The sequence below is a fragment of the Singulisphaera chitinilytica genome, assembly GCF_049331405.1.
In the GTDB taxonomy this organism is placed as follows: domain Bacteria; phylum Planctomycetota; class Planctomycetia; order Isosphaerales; family Isosphaeraceae; genus PoT.
In genome coordinates, this window is sequence record NZ_CP186274.1 from 9,122,848 (window position 1) to 9,138,738 (window position 15,891).

11 protein-coding genes and 1 pseudogene are annotated in these 15,891 nt (G+C 67.5%); 6 read left to right on the plus strand and 6 right to left on the minus strand.

The features are described from left to right. Nucleotides 1-236: 236 nt before the first annotated feature. Nucleotides 237-1,946, minus strand: a complete 1,710-nt coding sequence (locus ACOYYX_RS35485; protein ID WP_422927385.1) for an ABC transporter permease — start codon at nt 1,944-1,946, stop codon at nt 237-239. Between the two features lie 67 nt (nt 1,947-2,013). Beyond that, a complete protein-coding gene (locus tag ACOYYX_RS35490; RefSeq protein ID WP_422927386.1) occupies nt 2,014-3,558 on the minus strand; it encodes a sugar ABC transporter ATP-binding protein in 1,545 nt (514 codons plus the stop codon). A 366-nt stretch (nt 3,559-3,924) separates the two neighbouring features. Here ACOYYX_RS35490 and ACOYYX_RS35495 point away from each other — a divergent pair, with 366 nt between their 5' ends. Both ACOYYX_RS35495 and ACOYYX_RS35500 read left to right on the plus strand, forming a co-directional pair. Continuing rightward, entirely contained in the window at nt 3,925-4,320 is a 396-nt protein-coding gene (locus ACOYYX_RS35495) for a zf-TFIIB domain-containing protein (RefSeq protein WP_422927387.1), read from the plus strand. Between the two features lie 146 nt (nt 4,321-4,466). Beyond that, nucleotides 4,467-5,726: a 1-acyl-sn-glycerol-3-phosphate acyltransferase gene (locus ACOYYX_RS35500; RefSeq protein WP_422927388.1), complete on the plus strand. Its 1,260-nt coding sequence runs from the start codon at nt 4,467-4,469 to the stop codon at nt 5,724-5,726. A gap of 91 nt (nt 5,727-5,817) precedes the next feature. Here ACOYYX_RS35500 and ACOYYX_RS35505 read toward each other — a convergent pair whose 3' ends face one another. Beyond that, nucleotides 5,818-6,690: an NAD-dependent epimerase/dehydratase family protein gene (locus ACOYYX_RS35505; protein ID WP_422927389.1), complete on the minus strand. Its 873-nt coding sequence runs from the start codon at nt 6,688-6,690 to the stop codon at nt 5,818-5,820. A 211-nt stretch (nt 6,691-6,901) separates the two neighbouring features. Between ACOYYX_RS35505 and ACOYYX_RS35510 the strand changes: the two genes are divergently transcribed. The 3 genes from ACOYYX_RS35510 to ACOYYX_RS35520 all read left to right on the plus strand — a co-directional run bounded on the left by ACOYYX_RS35510 (nt 6,902) and on the right by ACOYYX_RS35520 (nt 9,559). Then, nucleotides 6,902-7,990: a hypothetical protein gene (locus ACOYYX_RS35510; protein WP_422927390.1), complete on the plus strand. Its 1,089-nt coding sequence runs from the start codon at nt 6,902-6,904 to the stop codon at nt 7,988-7,990. A 115-nt stretch (nt 7,991-8,105) separates the two neighbouring features. Next, nucleotides 8,106-8,759 carry an ABC transporter ATP-binding protein gene (locus tag ACOYYX_RS35515; RefSeq protein WP_422931707.1) on the plus strand — a complete coding sequence of 218 codons (654 nt, stop codon included), beginning with the start codon at nt 8,106-8,108 and terminating at the stop codon, nt 8,757-8,759. Beyond that, on the plus strand, nt 8,756-9,559 hold the full coding sequence (locus tag ACOYYX_RS35520) for an ABC transporter permease (RefSeq protein ID WP_422927391.1): 804 nt from the start codon (nt 8,756-8,758) through the stop codon (nt 9,557-9,559). Before ACOYYX_RS35515 ends, ACOYYX_RS35520 begins: the two co-directional genes overlap by 4 nt. A 57-nt stretch (nt 9,560-9,616) precedes the next feature. Here the strand turns inward: ACOYYX_RS35520 and ACOYYX_RS35525 are convergent, their stop codons facing one another. The 3 genes and pseudogenes from ACOYYX_RS35525 to ACOYYX_RS35535 all read right to left on the minus strand — a co-directional run bounded on the left by ACOYYX_RS35525 (nt 9,617) and on the right by ACOYYX_RS35535 (nt 14,961). Beyond that, on the minus strand, nt 9,617-12,004 hold the full coding sequence (locus ACOYYX_RS35525) for an arylsulfatase (RefSeq protein WP_422927392.1): 2,388 nt from the start codon (nt 12,002-12,004) through the stop codon (nt 9,617-9,619). Between the two features lie 317 nt (nt 12,005-12,321). Continuing rightward, a complete protein-coding gene (locus ACOYYX_RS35530; RefSeq protein WP_422927393.1) occupies nt 12,322-13,458 on the minus strand; it encodes a clostripain-related cysteine peptidase in 1,137 nt (378 codons plus the stop codon). Between the two features lie 202 nt (nt 13,459-13,660). Continuing rightward, a pseudogene (locus ACOYYX_RS35535) lies at nt 13,661-14,961 on the minus strand (molybdopterin molybdotransferase MoeA). A 258-nt stretch (nt 14,962-15,219) separates the two neighbouring features. On the opposite strand from ACOYYX_RS35535, the gene ACOYYX_RS35540 reads away from it, so the two are divergent. After that, a complete protein-coding gene (locus ACOYYX_RS35540) occupies nt 15,220-15,693 on the plus strand; it encodes a hypothetical protein (protein ID WP_422927394.1) in 474 nt (157 codons plus the stop codon). Nucleotides 15,694-15,891 lie beyond the last annotated feature (198 nt).

The window sequence follows — 15,891 nt, forward strand, 5'->3', positions numbered from 1 at the left end:
GAAAACGTCCCGCCCTCGGCCTCATCGACCGGGGCATACCTCTCGACTGAGAGTGTACGAACCACGCTCCTCGACAATCAAGAGTCGCAAGGCATTCGCCGGCGACTCGGCATGGCTCGAGGCGTCGGATCCGGGCCGACGACCGTGACCGCGCATACCCTGAAATCGAAGGGAGTTGCCGCCGGACGGGCCCGGCTGGGGTCCACGGTTTCGACGCCCCGCGACAAACCCCGAAATTACTGGGCGATCTCGCGGGACACGGGGACGGCGTGGGGGCCTTGCGGGGCGGGCGAGGGGCGCCACGCCTTCGCCTCGGGGACGCGGCCGAGGCAGGCGTCGAACCGGGCGATCGTCAGGCGGAGGATGGCGTAGGCCGCCGATCCGATCACGATGATCCAGGTGGCCATCTTCGAGAGCTTGTCGGGATACGTCTCCCAATTCCAGCGCCAGACGACCCACTCGAAGGGGGCGAACATCCCGAAGAATGGGCTGATGATCAGCCACCATAACCCGTCGGGAGAGCCATTCGTCATGGAGATGTAAAGCGTCGGCAATACCACCGTGATCGCGATATAGGTGCAGACGCTCAGCCCCACGGCCCGGCCGAGCCGGCGCTGCCAGGTCGCGAAGGCGAGGCAGAAGCTCGTCACCAGGGCCCCGTACGCCAGCACCAGGGCGACGATCAGGCCGGCGAATGGGAAGGCCTCGAACAGGCCCCGGCGCCAGGTCATCGCGACGAGCCCCAGCAGGCCGGGGAGGATCGCCAGCTTCGGCACGATCCGGAAGGCGCCCCACCACTTGCCCATCACAATCTCTCGCGAGGAGAGCGGCGTCGCCATCAGGATGTCGAGGCTCCCCAGCGCGCGCTCCTCGGCCAGGGCCGTCGCCGAGTTCACGCTGACCATCAGGAGCCCGATCGAGACCATGAACGCGGCGGTCCCGGGGAGGATGTGCGAGCCGGGCAAACACGCGAAGAACGACACGACCGTCGCGATCACCGCGAAGAGCGTCCAGAGCCCCCGGCCCCAGCCCGAAGGCTGGCGGCGATGCCACTCGCGCCAGAGGATCGGGTTGCGGTCGAGCGAGAGGCCGACGAGGCCGGGCACCCCGGAGGAGGGGAGGCTCGGCCGTCGACGACGCCCCGAGCGCCCCGCCTGCTTCAAGGCCGCCGAGCGGATGCAACGGATCGAGATCAACGCGAGGCCGGCCGAGATCAGGAGGCTCCCGGCGAAGAAGAGCAGCGGGTAGACCGCCTCCCTGGAACCGCCCGGGCCGAACCACTGATAGCCGAAGATCAGCCAGAACGGGTTCGTGGCCCGGAGCCAGAAGGGGGTGCCGCCCCGGTACATCTCGCTGATGAGGAGAAGGGCCATCAGCCAGACGGCGAACGTGGCGTACGTCGCCATCAGGGCCTCATGCGGCTTGCTCGCCCAGACCGAGAACGTCAGGGAGAGGGTCGCCCCCAGGCAGACCACCCCGACGATCACGAGCGAATCGAGGACCGTGTCCACGGGGTCGACGCCGCCGAGGGTCGACACGATCGCCAGCACCGGGAGCCCGCAGGCGACCGTCCCCAGCAGAGTGATCAGCCTCAGGGCGAGCTTGCCCAGGACGATCTCGGTGTTGGACAGGTCGGTGGACATCATCAGGGCCAGGCCCCCCCGGATCTTGTCCTGGCAGATCGCCCCGGCGGTCACGGCGGGGACCAGGATCAGGGCCAGGACGAGTTCCACGGCCATGATCGCGGCCGCGAAGGACGACCCGACCGTGGCGAGCTGGGCGTAGGTCGTGAAGTGACGATTCATCAGGTGGCGATACCAGACGACGAACAGCCCCGCGAACAGGCTGCCGATCAGCAGCGCACGCCCTGCGTAGACCTGCCAGCGTCGGCAGAGCACCAGGTTCTCATAGACGAAGACCGGGCCGAGGCCAAGGCGCAGTTTCATCGCGACTCCTCCCAATCGGTCTTCGTGATATACCGCGAGATATTCCGTCGCCTGGCGTCCGGCAGGATCAGGACGCCTTGGCCCGGTCGAGGAACTGGGTCGCCGCGTGCATGATGTTTTCCTCGGTGGCCTCGGATCGAGGCAGCTCGGCCGTGAGCCGCCCCTCGCAGAGGACGATGATCCGGTCGGAGACGGTCAAGAGCTCCGGCAGCTCGCTCGAGGTCATGATGACGGCCATCCCCTCGGCGACGAGCCTGCGGATCAGGGCATAAATTTCCGCCTTGGCCCCGACGTCGATGCCGCGGGTCGGCTCGTCCAGGAGCAGAAGCTTGGGCCCGATCAGGAGCCAGCGGGCGAGGATGCACTTCTGCTGGTTCCCCCCGGAGAGGCTCGTGATCGCCGCCCCCCCGCCGGCCGTCTTGATGCTGAGCCTGGCGATCGACTCCGTGACCGCCTTCGACTCGGCCCTCCGGCTGATCAGGCCGTTGCGGGTGAGGCCGTCGAGGTGCCGGATCGTGATGTTCTCGGCCACGGACATCTGGTCGAAGAGGCCGAGGTTCTTGCGGTCTTCCGTCACGAGCGCGACCCCGGCCTCGATGGCCGCGCCGGGGTTGCGGAACCGGACACGCTGGTCGTTGAGGAGGATCTCGCCGGCAGGGGTCTTCTCCGAGGCCCCGAAGAGGGCCTCCAGCAGCTCCGTACGCCCCGCGCCGAGCAATCCTGCAACCCCTAACACCTCGCCGGCGCGCACCTGGAACGTGACGTCCTTGAGATCCGGCCGGCCGCTCCCCGCCGGGGCCTCCAGGAAGAGGCCGCGGACGTCGAGCACGGGCTTGCCGCTCGCCGGCTGGTGGTCGAAGTGGAGCCCGGCGATCTCGCGTCCGACCATCCACCGCACGACCTGCTCGGGCCCCGTCTCGGCCCCCGTCGCGCTGGCGACGAACCGGCCGTCGCGGAGGACCGTGACCTGATCCGAGAGGGTGAAGACCTCGTTCATCTTGTGCGAGATGTAGAGGACCGTCGTCCCCTGCTTGCGGAGGTCGTCGATGACGCGGTAGAGCCGATAGACCTCGGAGTCGGACAGGGCGGAGGTCGGCTCGTCCATGATCAGGATCGCGGCCTTGAAGGCGAGGGCCTTAGCGATCTCGACCATCTGCTGGTCGCCGATCCGGAGGTCGCCGACGAGGGCCCTCGGCGAGATCGGGGCGCCGAGCCGCTCGAAGAGGCGGCGGGCCTCGGCCTCCATCGCTCTATCGTTGAGCCAGCCGAAGCCCCGCGTCCGCTCGCGGCCGAGGAAGATGTTGGCGGCGACGGTCATCTCGGGGACGAGGTTCAGCTCCTGGTAGATGATGCGGACCCCGGCGTCCTCGGCGTCTCGAGGCCCCGAGAACCGCACGACCTGGCCGTCGATGAGGATCTCCCCCTCATAGTCGGTGATCGCGCCGGCGAGGATCTTCATGAGCGTGCTCTTGCCCGCCCCGTTCTCGCCGCAGAGCGCGTGGACCTCCCCCGCCTTCGCCGAGAAGGTCACGTCCCGAAGCGCATGCACCCCGCCGAAATGCTTGGCGATGTTCCTCATCTGGAGCCGAACCGACTCGTCTTGAGTGCTCATGCGTCGCGACCGCTCCTCAACTCGATAGCAGGGCGAAGGCCGACTCCCCACCCCCGTCGATTTCGAGAGGCTTTCACGCCTGATGCCTCGCAGATCGCGGCGGGCCCCTGATACGGATGCGACAGAGGCCGCGGCATCTCGCGGGAAGTGGCAAGGGAAGGGGCCATCGTAAGCGACCCGGGCCGGCCAAGGAAGGGCGCGCCGGGCGGCTCCTGGACGCATGCTCCGTCATTGAAAAGGCCGCTGGATCTCGACGGCTTTTCCCGTGCGGGGGCCGGTGTCGATCGGTTAGGATGCGGGTCGAGGGTCGTCAACACTCCGAGGCGGCCCGCAAGTCCGATGGAACTGGCGAGGGGTTAGGTCGTCATGCCGACGGATATCCTATTCCTGGTGACGTACGAGTGCCCCCGCTGCCAGGCGTCGCTCGAGGCGAGGGGGCGGGCCCTCTCGACCTGGCTCCGCTGCCCGAAGTGCGGCCGCCCGAGCCTCCCCCCGATGGAGACCCGGATCATGTCCCAGCGTCGGATGCAGGCGTCCGAGGGGATCATGTACATCGGCGCGGAGGCCGAGAGGTCGGAGCGGGCCTCGAAGCCGAGCCCCATGGCGGCCGTGCGCCGGATCTTGCTGGCGGTCGCCTTCCTCACCGCCTTGACGCTCCTGGTCAACGCGTTCCTCGAGGGGAACCCCTTCAATGTCGTCGCCTTCGGCCTGGCGACGATCGTCCTCCTCGCCTTCCTGATCTTCACCGGCCGCAGGCGCTGAGGACGGCCTGGCACGAAACGCGACGCGACGGGCAGGATGCCGAGGGGGGACGATCCATCGGAGTCATCGAGACTCAAGATTCCGTCCGATCGAACCGAGTTCCCCTGAGGCGTGCTCCCCTTCGCGTCCGTTGCGAGGTCACGATCGTGAAACGCGTACCGCTGGCCGACGAGCTCCCGTATCGGTTCTACCCCCCCAGGCTGCATCGAGGGTTGCTCTGGGCCTCGGGGTTCCTGCTCCCCAGGATGCTGCGCAAGGATCACCAGGTCGCCGAGGTCGACGTCTCCGGCCTCGAGCGGCTGCAGCCCTTGCTCGACCGAGGGGATGGGGTCCTGCTCACGCCCAACCACCCGGACCACGCCGACTGCTACATGATGTTCGACCTGGGGCGGCGGCTCTCGACCCCCTTCTACTACATGGCCGCCTACCAGATCTTCGTCGGCAAGAACCACTGGATCCTGCCCAGGATCGGCGTCTTCCCGGTCGATCGCGAGGGGGCGGATCTGACCGCTTTCAAGACGGGCGTCGACGTCCTGGCGAAGGGGAAGAACCCGCTCGTGATCTTCCCGGAGGGGGAGATCTACCACCTCTCCGACCGCCTGACGCCGGTCAGGGAAGGGGCCGTGGCCGTCGCCGCGGCGGCCGTGAAGCGGATCGACCCCGGCAAGACAATCTGGGTCGTCCCCATCGCGCTCAAGTACCGGTTCCTCGACCACGTCGACCCGATGCCGAAGATCATCGACGCGATGGAGAGGCTCGAGACCCGGTTCACCTGGTGGCCGCGCTCGGACCGGAGCCTGGTCGAGCGGATCTACGAGTATGCCGAGGGGGTGCTAGGCCTCAAGGAATACGAGTACCTCGGCGCGGTGCAGCCGGGCCCGCTCAAGGATCGCCTGCTCGGGCTCGCTCATAACATCCTCGACCGGATCGAGGATCGCCGCTGCGGCAAGCGTCGCGATGACACCGCGCCGGTACGCGTCAAGGAGCTGCGCCGGGCCTGCCTCGACACGCTGGCCGATCCCGGCGTCACGCCCGAGCAGAGGCGGCAGACCCAGCGCGATCTGCACGACCTCTTCCTCGTCATCCAGCTCTTCAGCTACCCCGGCGACTATATCCGGGAAAGCCCGACGCTGGAGCGCGTGGCCGAGACGATCATGAAGTTCGGCCAGGACTTCCTCGGCGACGACATCCCCGTGCCATACGGCCCCCGACAAGGCATCCTGCGGATCGGCGAGCCGATCGACGTCCGGGTGAGGCTCGCCGGCGCGGGGAAGGCCCGGCAGGCGGTCGGGGCCCTCACAATCGACCTCGAATCCAGGATCCAGGGGCTCCTCGACGAGATCGGACCCGGCCGCCCCCTGAGCCCGGCCCAGGCGCCGGCCGTCGGGGTGCTCCAGCAGGCCTGAGCCGTTGGGAGCCTTCAAGAACAAAGGCCGGGCCGGCGCGAGTTGCGCCGGCCCGGCCTTTTGCGTCGACCTAAAGGTCGATGCCAGGGGCTCAGAGCTCCTCGGCGTAGGCGTCGTCCTCGGGGTTGAAGCCGAGGAACTCGGTCGCCTCGCTCAGGTCCCAGCGCATTCCTCGGTTGTTGGACATGCCGTTGACGACGAGGAACGTGCGATCGCCGAGGTCGGCCTCGACGGCCCCGTCGAAGAGGCGGATGAGGTCCTCGTTCGAGAGCCACATGGCGCGGGCCCACTCGTCGGGGAGGGTCTCGGGGCGGTTCGCCCCATGCTGGATCCAGCCGAGCCGCAGGGCGATGAAGGTGATGTCGAACGCCGTGGCGAAGCTCCGGCCGAGGCGCTCGCCCATCAGCTTGGTGCCGCCGTAGGGGCTGTCGGGGCGGGGGGGCAAGTCGACGGTGATCGGCATGTCCCCGAGCTCGCGATAGTCCCCCATCGCGTGGTTCGAGCTGGCGAAGATCAGGCGCTCGACCCCCGTGAGCGCCGCGGCGAGGAAGACGTTCGAGAGCGCGTCGATGTTGGGCCGCTCGAGCTCGTCCCAGGGGGAGAACTCGTTCGGGTTCCCGGCGAGGTGGATGACGGTGTCGACGTCCTGGAAGTGGGCGATCCAGTCGTCGTTGAACTCGCTGAGGTCGACCTGGATGACCTCGGGGTCGTCGGGCCCGGCCTTGGCGTCGAGCAGGATGAGGTCATAGATGTCGCCCCAGGCGGCGCGGAGCTTCCGGCCGATGTTGCCGCAGGCGCCGGTGATCAGGACCGTGCGCGGCCCCTCGTCGAATCCGTCCTCCTCGTCTTCCCCCTCGATATCCTCGATGCCCTCATCGTCGGGGTGCATCGGGAGGATCGGCAGGACGTCGGGGAACTTGGGGCGGCCCGCGTCGTCGCTCTCTCGCGGCTCGTCGATATTCATGCTGGTTCCCCTGGGCAAGGAGTGTTCGGGAGGTCTTTCGCCCACACGATACCGACGCGACAGGGAATTGTCACCAGGATCGGCCCGGCTCATAGGGGTTGTTGCGGCCGAGGCTTTCCCCGCCGGATCCGGAAGTCTCGCCGAAGATTTCGAAGGCGTCCGCGAATAGCCTTCGCCCCGGAAACCAACCTCCTTCGCGGGACCTGACCCCATGCCGACGACCGCCGAATCTTCCAAGCCAGGGCACCTCAAATACGTCGTCAGGGGACTCGCCGCGCTCGTCGTCGCACTGCTCGGCCTCACGACCTGGATCCTGCTGAACTCGGGTATGGACCTCCCGCCGATCCCCGTCCCCAACGGCTACGACGACCTCAAGCGAGCGGGGACGATGATCATCGGGTCCGAGCCTGGCCCACGGGGGGACGTCCGCCAGGCCACCGAGGACGAGCTTCGAGCCTACCTCGCCGCGAACCGGGAGGCCCTGGCACTCGGCCGGGCCGGCCTGGCGAAGAAGTGCCTCGTGCCCCTCTCGGCCAAGGAGGGGACGCTCGAATTCCAGATTGCCGACCACGTCGAATGGTCGGGAAAAATCCGGCGGCTCTCCCGGCTCCTGGCCTGCGAGGCGAGGCTCGCAGGCTTCGAAGGCCGTCGCGACGACGCCCTCCGCGCCGAACTCGACCTCGTCCGGCTCGGGAATGACGCGAGCCGAGGGGGCATGGTCATCGACCACGGAATCGGGCTGGCCATCACGACGACCGGGCTGGCCTTGCTCCGAGAGGATCTGGAGAAGCTCTCCCCCGATCAATGCCGCCGGGCGATCCGGGGGTTGGAGACGGCCTTCGACGCAAGGGAGCCCGTCGCCCAGGTCGTCTCGCGCGAGTCGAAACTCGGCAGCTCCGCAGGGACCTTGCAGGTGAGGGTCCTCGCCTCCTTCGCCAACACGTTTCAATCGCAGCTCACCACGGCTTTCGACCATGCCGTCTTCTCCGACAAGCGCACGGCGGCCGACTACCAGCAAATCCTCTCCGAGCTCGGCCTGCGCGTTTACCGCGAGGAGCACGGCACTTTGCCCGTATCCCTGGGGGCCCTCGCCCCGACGATCCTCGTCCGCATCCCGTTCGACCCCTTCATTTCGAAGAATCATCCTCTCAACTATCATCCCGACTCAACGAGCTTGATGCTCTACTCCGTCGGCCCCGACGGCCGCGACGACGGCGGCAAGCCCATGACGGGGCAGACCCCCGACGCCCTAGGCGACCTCGCCTTCCCGCTCGATCGGGCGACAAGGCCCACGCGATGAGTTGCGGGCGGGCCGAGTCGGGGGATAGCATATCGCTCCCGAACGCCCCCAAGAGATCCCCGCCGAGGCCCCGCCCTTGATCCCCGACGACTGCCCGACGCTCGAGGCCCGCGACATCGGCCGATTGCGGCGCGGGGGTGATGACTGGCTGATCCGCCACGTCCGCTGCGTCATCGATCCGGGGGAGAGGGTCGCGATCACCGGGCCATCGGGGGCGGGGAAGACTGTGCTGCTCCGGAGCCTGGCCTTCCTCGACCCGCTCGACGAGGGGGAGGTCCTCTGGCGAGGGACGCGCATCCTCGGCGACGACGTGCCGGCGTTTCGCGCCCAGGTCGCCTACGTCCACCAGCGGGCCGCCCTGTTCGAGGGGACCGTCCGCGACAATCTGCGATTACCCTTCGGGCTCGCGGTCCATCGAGGCCGGAGGTTCGACGAGGCCCGCGCATCGGATCTGGTGCGGAGGCTCGGGCGCGATGCGGGGTTCCTCGACAAGTCGGCCCGGGACCTCTCCGGCGGCGAGGCCCAGGTCATGGCCCTCACGCGGGTGCTCCAGCTCGACCCCACACTCCTGCTGCTGGACGAGCCGACGTCGTCGCTCGACGGGGCCACCGCGGAGGCCGTGGAAGCCTTGCTGAATGCCTGGCAGCGCGAGGCTCCCGACGTCCGGAGCCTCGTCTGGGTGACGCACGACCCCCGACAGGCCGAGCGGGTCGCGACGCGTCGGATCCGGGTCGAGGCGGGGCGGATCCTGGCGGAGGCCCTCGCGTGACGAAGCCCGGGTATCTCACGCTCAGCTATCTACAGGTCGGCCTGGCGACGCTGCTGATCCTCATCAACGGCGGGATCTCGCTGGCCCTCCGGCTCGGGCTGGGCCGTCGCCTGCTCGTGGCGGCGGCGGCGACGGTGGTGCAGCTCATCCTCATCGGCCTGGTCCTGCAGTGGGTCTTCCGGCTCAACCGCTGGTATCTCGTCGTCGGGATCATGTCGGTGATGACTCTGGCCGCCTCGCGGGCCGCCATCCAGCGCACGCAGTTCCGCTGGCCGGGTTTATGGCTGGGTAGCGTCGCCTCGCTCTGGCTCAGCTCATGGCTCGTGGCGTTGCTGGCGTTGCTGGCGTTGCTGCGGGTCGAGCCCTGGTATTCGCCGCACTACGCGATCCCGCTCCTGGGGATGATCCTGGGCAACTCCCTGAACGGGGTCTCGCTCGGCCTGGATCGGCTCGGGAGCGAGTTGACCGCCCGGCGCGATCAGGTCGAGGCCCAACTCGCCCTGGGTGCCACACGTTGGGAAGCGGCCCGGCGGCCGATCCAGGAGGCCGTGCGCACGGGGATGGTCCCCACGATCAACGCCATGATGGTCGTCGGCATCGTGAGCCTCCCCGGCATGATGACCGGCCAGTTGCTCGCGGGGGTCTCGCCGATCGAGGCCGTCAAATATCAGATCGTCATCATGTTCTTGATTTCATCCGGCACCGCCCTGGGGACGGTCGCCGTCGTCCTCTTCAGCTACCGCCGCCTCTTCAACGACGACCACCAGTTCCTCCACCGGAGGATCGTCGAGCGGCGATAGCCTCGTGGGACGTCGGGCCGTTGGAGATCCGCGACGAGCTACGTCGACTCATAAATATTACTTCAACTCGATCGTCACGTCCTCGATCTTGCCGGTGAACGCGAAGGGGGGCTTGTAGCTGAAATCGACGGCCGAACCGACGTCCATGCCGATATCCAACCCCTCGCCGAGCGAGATCTGGTTCGGGATGGTCCTGGGGATCTGCCCCTCGGCGACCTTCTCGCCGTTCACCGACATCGTCACGGTCGCGCCCTTGCCTCGCTCGCCTTCCTTGCCCTCGTATTGGAAGTCGAGGACCAGCTTCACCTTCCCCTTCGGCAACGGAGCCTTGCCGGTGAACGTCGGTCGGTCCAGCTCGAGGTAGTTGTAAACGAAGGTCGGCTTCCCCTCGCGCACATAGAGTCCATAACCGCCGACGAGGCCGCCGTGGGTCGCGATCATGCCCTCGGCCCCGCCATCAGGCACCTCGATGTTCGTCGAGAGGGTCCATGACTTGTTGAGGATGCGAGGGGCGGCCTCACTGGGCAGCCCGATCTGCCCCGGGTAATACGCGAACGTCGTGCGGTCGCCGGTGAGGCTCGGCCGGCCCATGAGTTCGGCGTTCAACCTCTCGACGGCCCGCCAGTCGAGAGGCAGCACGTTGTACTTCGCGGCCTCCACCCACCATTGATCCTGCAACTCGCGGAGCTTTGCGGGATTCGTCGCGGCGAGGTCATTCGCCTGCGAGAAGTCGTCGTCGACGTGGTAGAGCTCCCACTTCTGCTTGTCCGGGTCGAACGCCCCTCGGTTGGGCTCCCAGGGCGCGAACGACATGGCCGAGGCCATCCAACCGTCGTGATAGATGCCCCGGTTGCAGAGGAGCTCGAAGTATTGCGTCGTGCGGCGCCCCTTGGCCTTCGCGTCGTCGAAGGTGTAGCCGAAGCTGATCCCCTCGATCGGCTTCTGGGGTACCCCGTTCAGGTCGCTCGGGGCGTTGATGCCGCAGGCCTCGTAGATCGTCGGGACCACGTCGATGGTGTGCGTGAACTGGCTGCGGACGCCCCCCTTGTCTTTGATCTTCGCCGGCCAGGAGATGATCATCGGATTGCGGATGCCGCCGAAGTGGCTGGCGACCTGCTTCGTCCACTGGAAGGGGGTGTCCATCGCATGGGCCCAGGCGCTCGGGAAGTGGTTGAAGTGCTTCGGGCCCCCCAGCTCGTCGATGACTTTCAGGTTGTCCTGCCACTTCTCCGGGACCCCGTTGAAGAACAGGTTCTCGTTGACCGACCCCTCGATGCCCCCCTCGGCGCTGGAGCCGTTGTCCCCGGCGATGTAGATGAACAGCGTGTTCTCCGCGCCGGGCAACTGCTTGATCGCCTCGACGACCCTGCCCATGTGGTGATCGACGTGGGCCCCGTAGCCCGCGAAGACCTCCATCATCCGGGCGTAGACCTTCTTCTGACCGGCTTCGAGCGAATCCCAGGCGGGCAGCCCTTGCGAGCGGGCCGTGAGCCTGGCGTCGGGCGGGATGACCCCGAGCTTCTTCTGCCGCTCGAACGTCTCCTCGCGGTATTTGTCCCACCCCATGTCGAACTTGCCCCGGAACTTATCGATCCAGTCCTTCGGGGCCTGGTGCGGCGAGTGGGTCGCGCCCGGCGCGACGTACAGGAAGAAGGGCCGGTCGGGCGCGATGCTCTTGACCTTGCGCGCCCAGGCGATCGACCTGTCGGCGAGGTCCTCGGTCATGTGGTAGCCCGGGTCGGTCGAGGCGGGGACGAGGTTCCGGTTCTCGTAGAGGACCGGGTTCCAGTGGTTCATATCTCCGGCGTTGAAGCCGTAAAAATAGTCGAATCCCAGGCCGTTGGCCCAGCGATCGAAGGGGCCGGCCGCGCTCGCCTCCCAGGGAGGCGTGTTGTGGTTCTTGCCGATCCAGGCGGTCATGTACCCGTTCTGGCGCAGGACCTCGCCGACGGTGCCGCAACTCCTCGGCAGCACGCAGGTGTAGCCGTCGTAGCCCGTCGCGGTCTCGCTGATCACGCCGAAGGCGGCCGAGTGGTGGTTGCGGCCGGTGATGAGCGCGGCGCGGGTCGGGCTGCACAGGGCCGTCGTGTGGAACCGGTTGTACCGCAACCCCTCGGCCGCGAGCCTGTCCATCGTGGGCGACGGGATGCCGCCGCCGAACGTCGAGAACTGGCCGAACCCCGCATCGTCGAGCAGGATCAGGACGACGTTGGGCGCCCCCTTCGGAGGCTGGACCGGCCGCGGGAATTGCGCCTTGTCCGAATCGAGGTAGGTGCGGCCGACGCTGCCGGGAAACCGAAAGTCCGGCCTGGGCAGCACGGCGGTCATGCCCGAAGAATCCCGCTTCGATTCCTGGGCGAGGGCTGACGGGTCATGTTCGCCGGCGGCGAGCACCGCGAGGATTGCACCCACCCAGATGGCAATGGGCTTGACTCGAGTCAGCATGGCGATAATCCCCCGGCCGTTCGTATTGCGAGTGGATCCGCCATCGAGCCTCAGCGAACCACGCGGGGGAGCTCCCGGGAAATCAAACGGATTTCCGGCCGCCGCGACCTCCATGACGGACACTCTTGCCCGCCAGGATAACGCGCCATGCACCCGGTAACAGGAGGTGGAGGGATCGGAGCCGAATAATTCAACAAATCGATCCGGCTCATGTCGGCCTGGCGATCATTCCAGGGATGCCGAATAGCGCCCTGATGAACCATAAGCCACTTCACTTGATGATTTCACCCCGGCCTGACGCATTCCTAATTGGATCCCTACCTCGTTGTCACGGGAGGTCCCAAAGCCTTGTGAAGCCTGTCGAGCTGGCTCGCTTTCTGGCCCGGGTCGTCCCGGTATCTCGTGATCTGATCACCGGATTGCGGGACGAACAGCGAGAGGCCGCAGGTTTTCAGCTTCCCGTCGGCGGCCACGAGCCGGAGGATCAGGTCCCTGCGCATCCAATCGGCGAAGTCGTCGAGCGGCAAGCGTCGACGCCGGTTCTCGCGATAGGCGGCGTCAAGCCATTCCATCAGGTCGAAGAACTCTTCACCCCCGGCGGTAAAGCAGGGGGATAAGCCTTGAGGCCGGGTGATCTTCGTGTCGTGATCGATGAGGGCGTCGACGACAGGCCCGAGGCGGTGGGGTAACTCGGCGAGCGACTTGCCATCGACACAGACATACGTCCTGAAATGCCGGTCGTCGTCCATGATGCGGGTGGCGAGGTCCCTTCCCGTCGCGTCGGGATGGGAGCCGAGCCACTGGAACGTCGGTTCGTAGTAGGTGTTCGGGGCGCCAACGACATGCTGCGAAGAGAGGACGACGGAGGCGGTGTCGTGGAAGTTGTAGAGGTTCTCGACGGAAGCCCGGCCGCATTGCTGGAGGTAGACGAGGTCCACGGAGCCGGGCACCGACGCACGGAAGGCGCGTAGCTTCTCGCCGACGAGGCGGCCATCCATCCAGCGTTTGGCCCCGGCGCTGCCAGGATTCTGGTCGGAGCACATCTCGTAGAGCCGGCCGCCGTGGTTGAGGAAGATGATCGCGTAGCGCTTCGCGGGGTACGTCTTCGAGGCCCAGGAGAGGTAGTCGCCAAGTACGTCTTCCGAGGCGCTGTTGTCGGTGGATTGCCGCTCGAACGAGACACCATCGGAACGAATCACGATCCGATTCAGGCCACGCGGATCCGGGTCGTCGGCCAGGACGGTCGCCACCGTGTGGCTGTCTCTCACACCGCGGCCGATGGCCCGGAGGATCCCGGGGCCATGCGGGGCGAGGTTGTTGTCATACGACATGACGTAGATGAGCACCCGGTCATAAGCGGGCGGGATAGGGGACGGGGCTCGAGCGGATCCCTGGATGATGGGCTGGAGCAACAGCGCGACGGCGACCGGCATGAATCGCATCAACCGAGCCATGGCCTCACCTATCGACGATGTCTGACGCGGGAGTTGGGAGAGGAATCCGAGGATCCCCCTTTCGCGATTTGACCGCTCGAATTAAGACTACCGCAAATCCGGGCTTCGAGCCAAGGATGCAGGGGGTGTCGACGCGAAAGGGACGGCCCCGGTCTTGGGGTCGTCCCTTCGGATGATGCGATCATGATTCCAAGAGACAACCTCAGCCGAGGCCGGTGGAGGGCCAGGGGCCGAGCGGGACGACCTCGACGACCTCGCCGCCGAGCCAGGGGCCGGTGCGGGGGGGGAGCAGGGCGAGGGCCTCGGCCTGGGTGAAGCCGAACAGGTCGTCCTTGCCCCGGTAGTGGATCGGAGTGGCGTGGAGGGTGCCGTTCTCGTCCTGGGTCAGGGTCGACGGGACCGCCCAGAGCCGGTCGTCGGTCGGGCGGTGCGTGCCGTCCCAGACGGCCTTGAGGACGTCGGAGTACGGGTTCGACTCCCCCTGGAGCTTGCGGATCAGGGGGCCGATTAAGAGGGAGACCACCGTCAGGGCCGCGATCGGGCTCGACGGGATGTGGAAGACATGGCTCTCGACCCGTCCCGACTCGCCCCGGAGGACGCCGTAATTCAGGCGCTTGCCCGGATGGAGCGAAATCCCCGAGACCTCGATGTCGACCCCCGCCCGCGAGAGGGCATAGGGGATGTCCCCCTCGGGAGGCCCGAGGATCACGACGACCGGGGCCGTCAGGGCCCGAGAAAGGGCGGCGTCGATGCCGTCCTCCGAGACCGTCCCCAGATCATGGGCGGTCGCACCCCAGCGCACGCAAGGGGCGACGACCGTCGGCCCCGCCGCGTTGCGTTCGCGATGCATCACCGGCTCCTCGCCGGGATTGACGAGGTGGTCGCCCACCGCCAGCACCGCCACGCGGACCCGCCGATAGCAGACCGGATGCACGCACGCTTGCGAGGCGAGCAATCCGACCATGGGGAGCCGGAGGGTGGTCCCGGCTGCGACGAGCTCGGTGCCCGAGCGGAGGTAGTAGCCTCGCCTGACGACGTTCTGCGCCGGCTCGACGGGGCGGAGGACCTCGACGAGCTTCGGCGGGCCGAGCCCCGGCTCCGGGCGGCTGTCCTCGGTCCTGAGGACGGCGTCGGAGCCGAGGGGCATGGGGTCGCCCGCCGTAACTCGTGCCGCTTCTTCGCGTTCGACCTCGAACCCTTCCTCGTCCTCGCCGTCGCGGTCGAGCCCGACGGCGCGGAGGCGGGCCCCGGCAGCGCATCGGCGGCGCGGACGGCGTACCCGTCGAGCGCGGCGCGGTCGAAGGGGGGGAGGTCCACGTCCGCGATCAAGGGCTCGGCCAGGACGAGGCCGATCGCCTCGGCGAGGGCCACTTCGATCGCCTCGCCAGGCTCGGCTCGCTCCAGGATTCGATCCCTAGCCTCCGCCAACGACAACATCAAGCCAAGCCTCGGTTCTTCTATCACGATGCGGGTCTCTTCTACTATCTTGCCCCGACCCTTCATAAAAGTCGCATTGTAGCGAGGCGTGGGGATCGGCCAAGCCCGATTGGCGGAGGGGGGCCGGGGAGGGTCGTCGCAAACTTTTCGGTTCTTCCGTCGGAATCACTGGCCTTGACCCGTCTCCCCGGCCGATTCCCTAGGTGTGACCAAATCCCGAGAACCGTGCGGAACGTCGCGTCGGGCTCCTCGGGGACGGATCAGAACCGACTCCGACGGCGATCCGGAGTGATCGCCGACGAATGCCAAGGAGGGTGGAAACAAATGTGGTCCCCCCGCACGGGATCGTCGTCGCAGCCGAAATACCGCCGCATGGCGGCCTGGACGGCACTGGCGATTGGCTGGCTCCTGCCCTCGGTGGGTTGCCAGGTTGAGTATGCCGGCATGACGCTGCCTTCGGGCAAGTACATGCACGATGACGTCCAGTACTTCTCGCCGGGCCCCGACTTCCCCTGGGCCAACACGCAGGCCGCGACCCAGCGGGCGCGGATGCAGGCGATGGGGATCGAGCCGGCCGCGGGCCCGCTCGTGGCCCCGATGGCGGCGGGCGCCCAGCCCCCGTCGCAGAACCAGCTCGGCATGCCGTCGAACGTGAACGGCCCGCTGAACGTCGTCCCCCAGCCCCCCGCCCCCGGCGGAGGAGCCCCCGCTCCTGGCCCCACCGACGGCGTCGCCCCCGGCGTCGACCCCGGTTCGGGCGTCCAGGGCGCCCCGGCCGGGCCGGGCGGCCCGCTCTGATCCTGATCTGAGCGGGCCTACAGGGCTGGGGACAACGTCCTCGACCCGGGGCGGAGGCCGAAAGCCTCCTCCCCACCTCGACATGCCGAGCGAACCCACGACACGGCTCCTGCCTCTTCGAGGCGGGGGTCGTGTCGTTCTCCATTCCGGATTTCCGACCAGCATGAGGCTCGCTCCCGGACCCGCCGATCTCGGCTC

Excerpts from the sequence above, each read along its gene's own strand:
- ACOYYX_RS35485 (WP_422927385.1), bottom strand. The coding sequence starts at position 1,946 with ATGAAACTGCGCCTTGGCCTCGGCCCGGTCTTCGTCTATGAGAACCTG.
- ACOYYX_RS35490 (WP_422927386.1), bottom strand. The coding sequence starts at position 3,558 with ATGAGCACTCAAGACGAGTCGGTTCGGCTCCAGATGAGGAACATCGCC.
- ACOYYX_RS35495 (WP_422927387.1), top strand. The coding sequence starts at position 3,925 with ATGCCGACGGATATCCTATTCCTGGTGACGTACGAGTGCCCCCGCTGC.
- ACOYYX_RS35505 (WP_422927389.1), bottom strand. The coding sequence starts at position 6,690 with ATGAATATCGACGAGCCGCGAGAGAGCGACGACGCGGGCCGCCCCAAG.
- ACOYYX_RS35510 (WP_422927390.1), top strand. The coding sequence starts at position 6,902 with ATGCCGACGACCGCCGAATCTTCCAAGCCAGGGCACCTCAAATACGTC.
- ACOYYX_RS35525 (WP_422927392.1), bottom strand. The coding sequence starts at position 12,004 with ATGCTGACTCGAGTCAAGCCCATTGCCATCTGGGTGGGTGCAATCCTC.
- ACOYYX_RS35530 (WP_422927393.1), bottom strand. The coding sequence starts at position 13,458 with ATGGCTCGGTTGATGCGATTCATGCCGGTCGCCGTCGCGCTGTTGCTC.
- ACOYYX_RS35540 (WP_422927394.1), top strand. The coding sequence starts at position 15,220 with ATGTGGTCCCCCCGCACGGGATCGTCGTCGCAGCCGAAATACCGCCGC.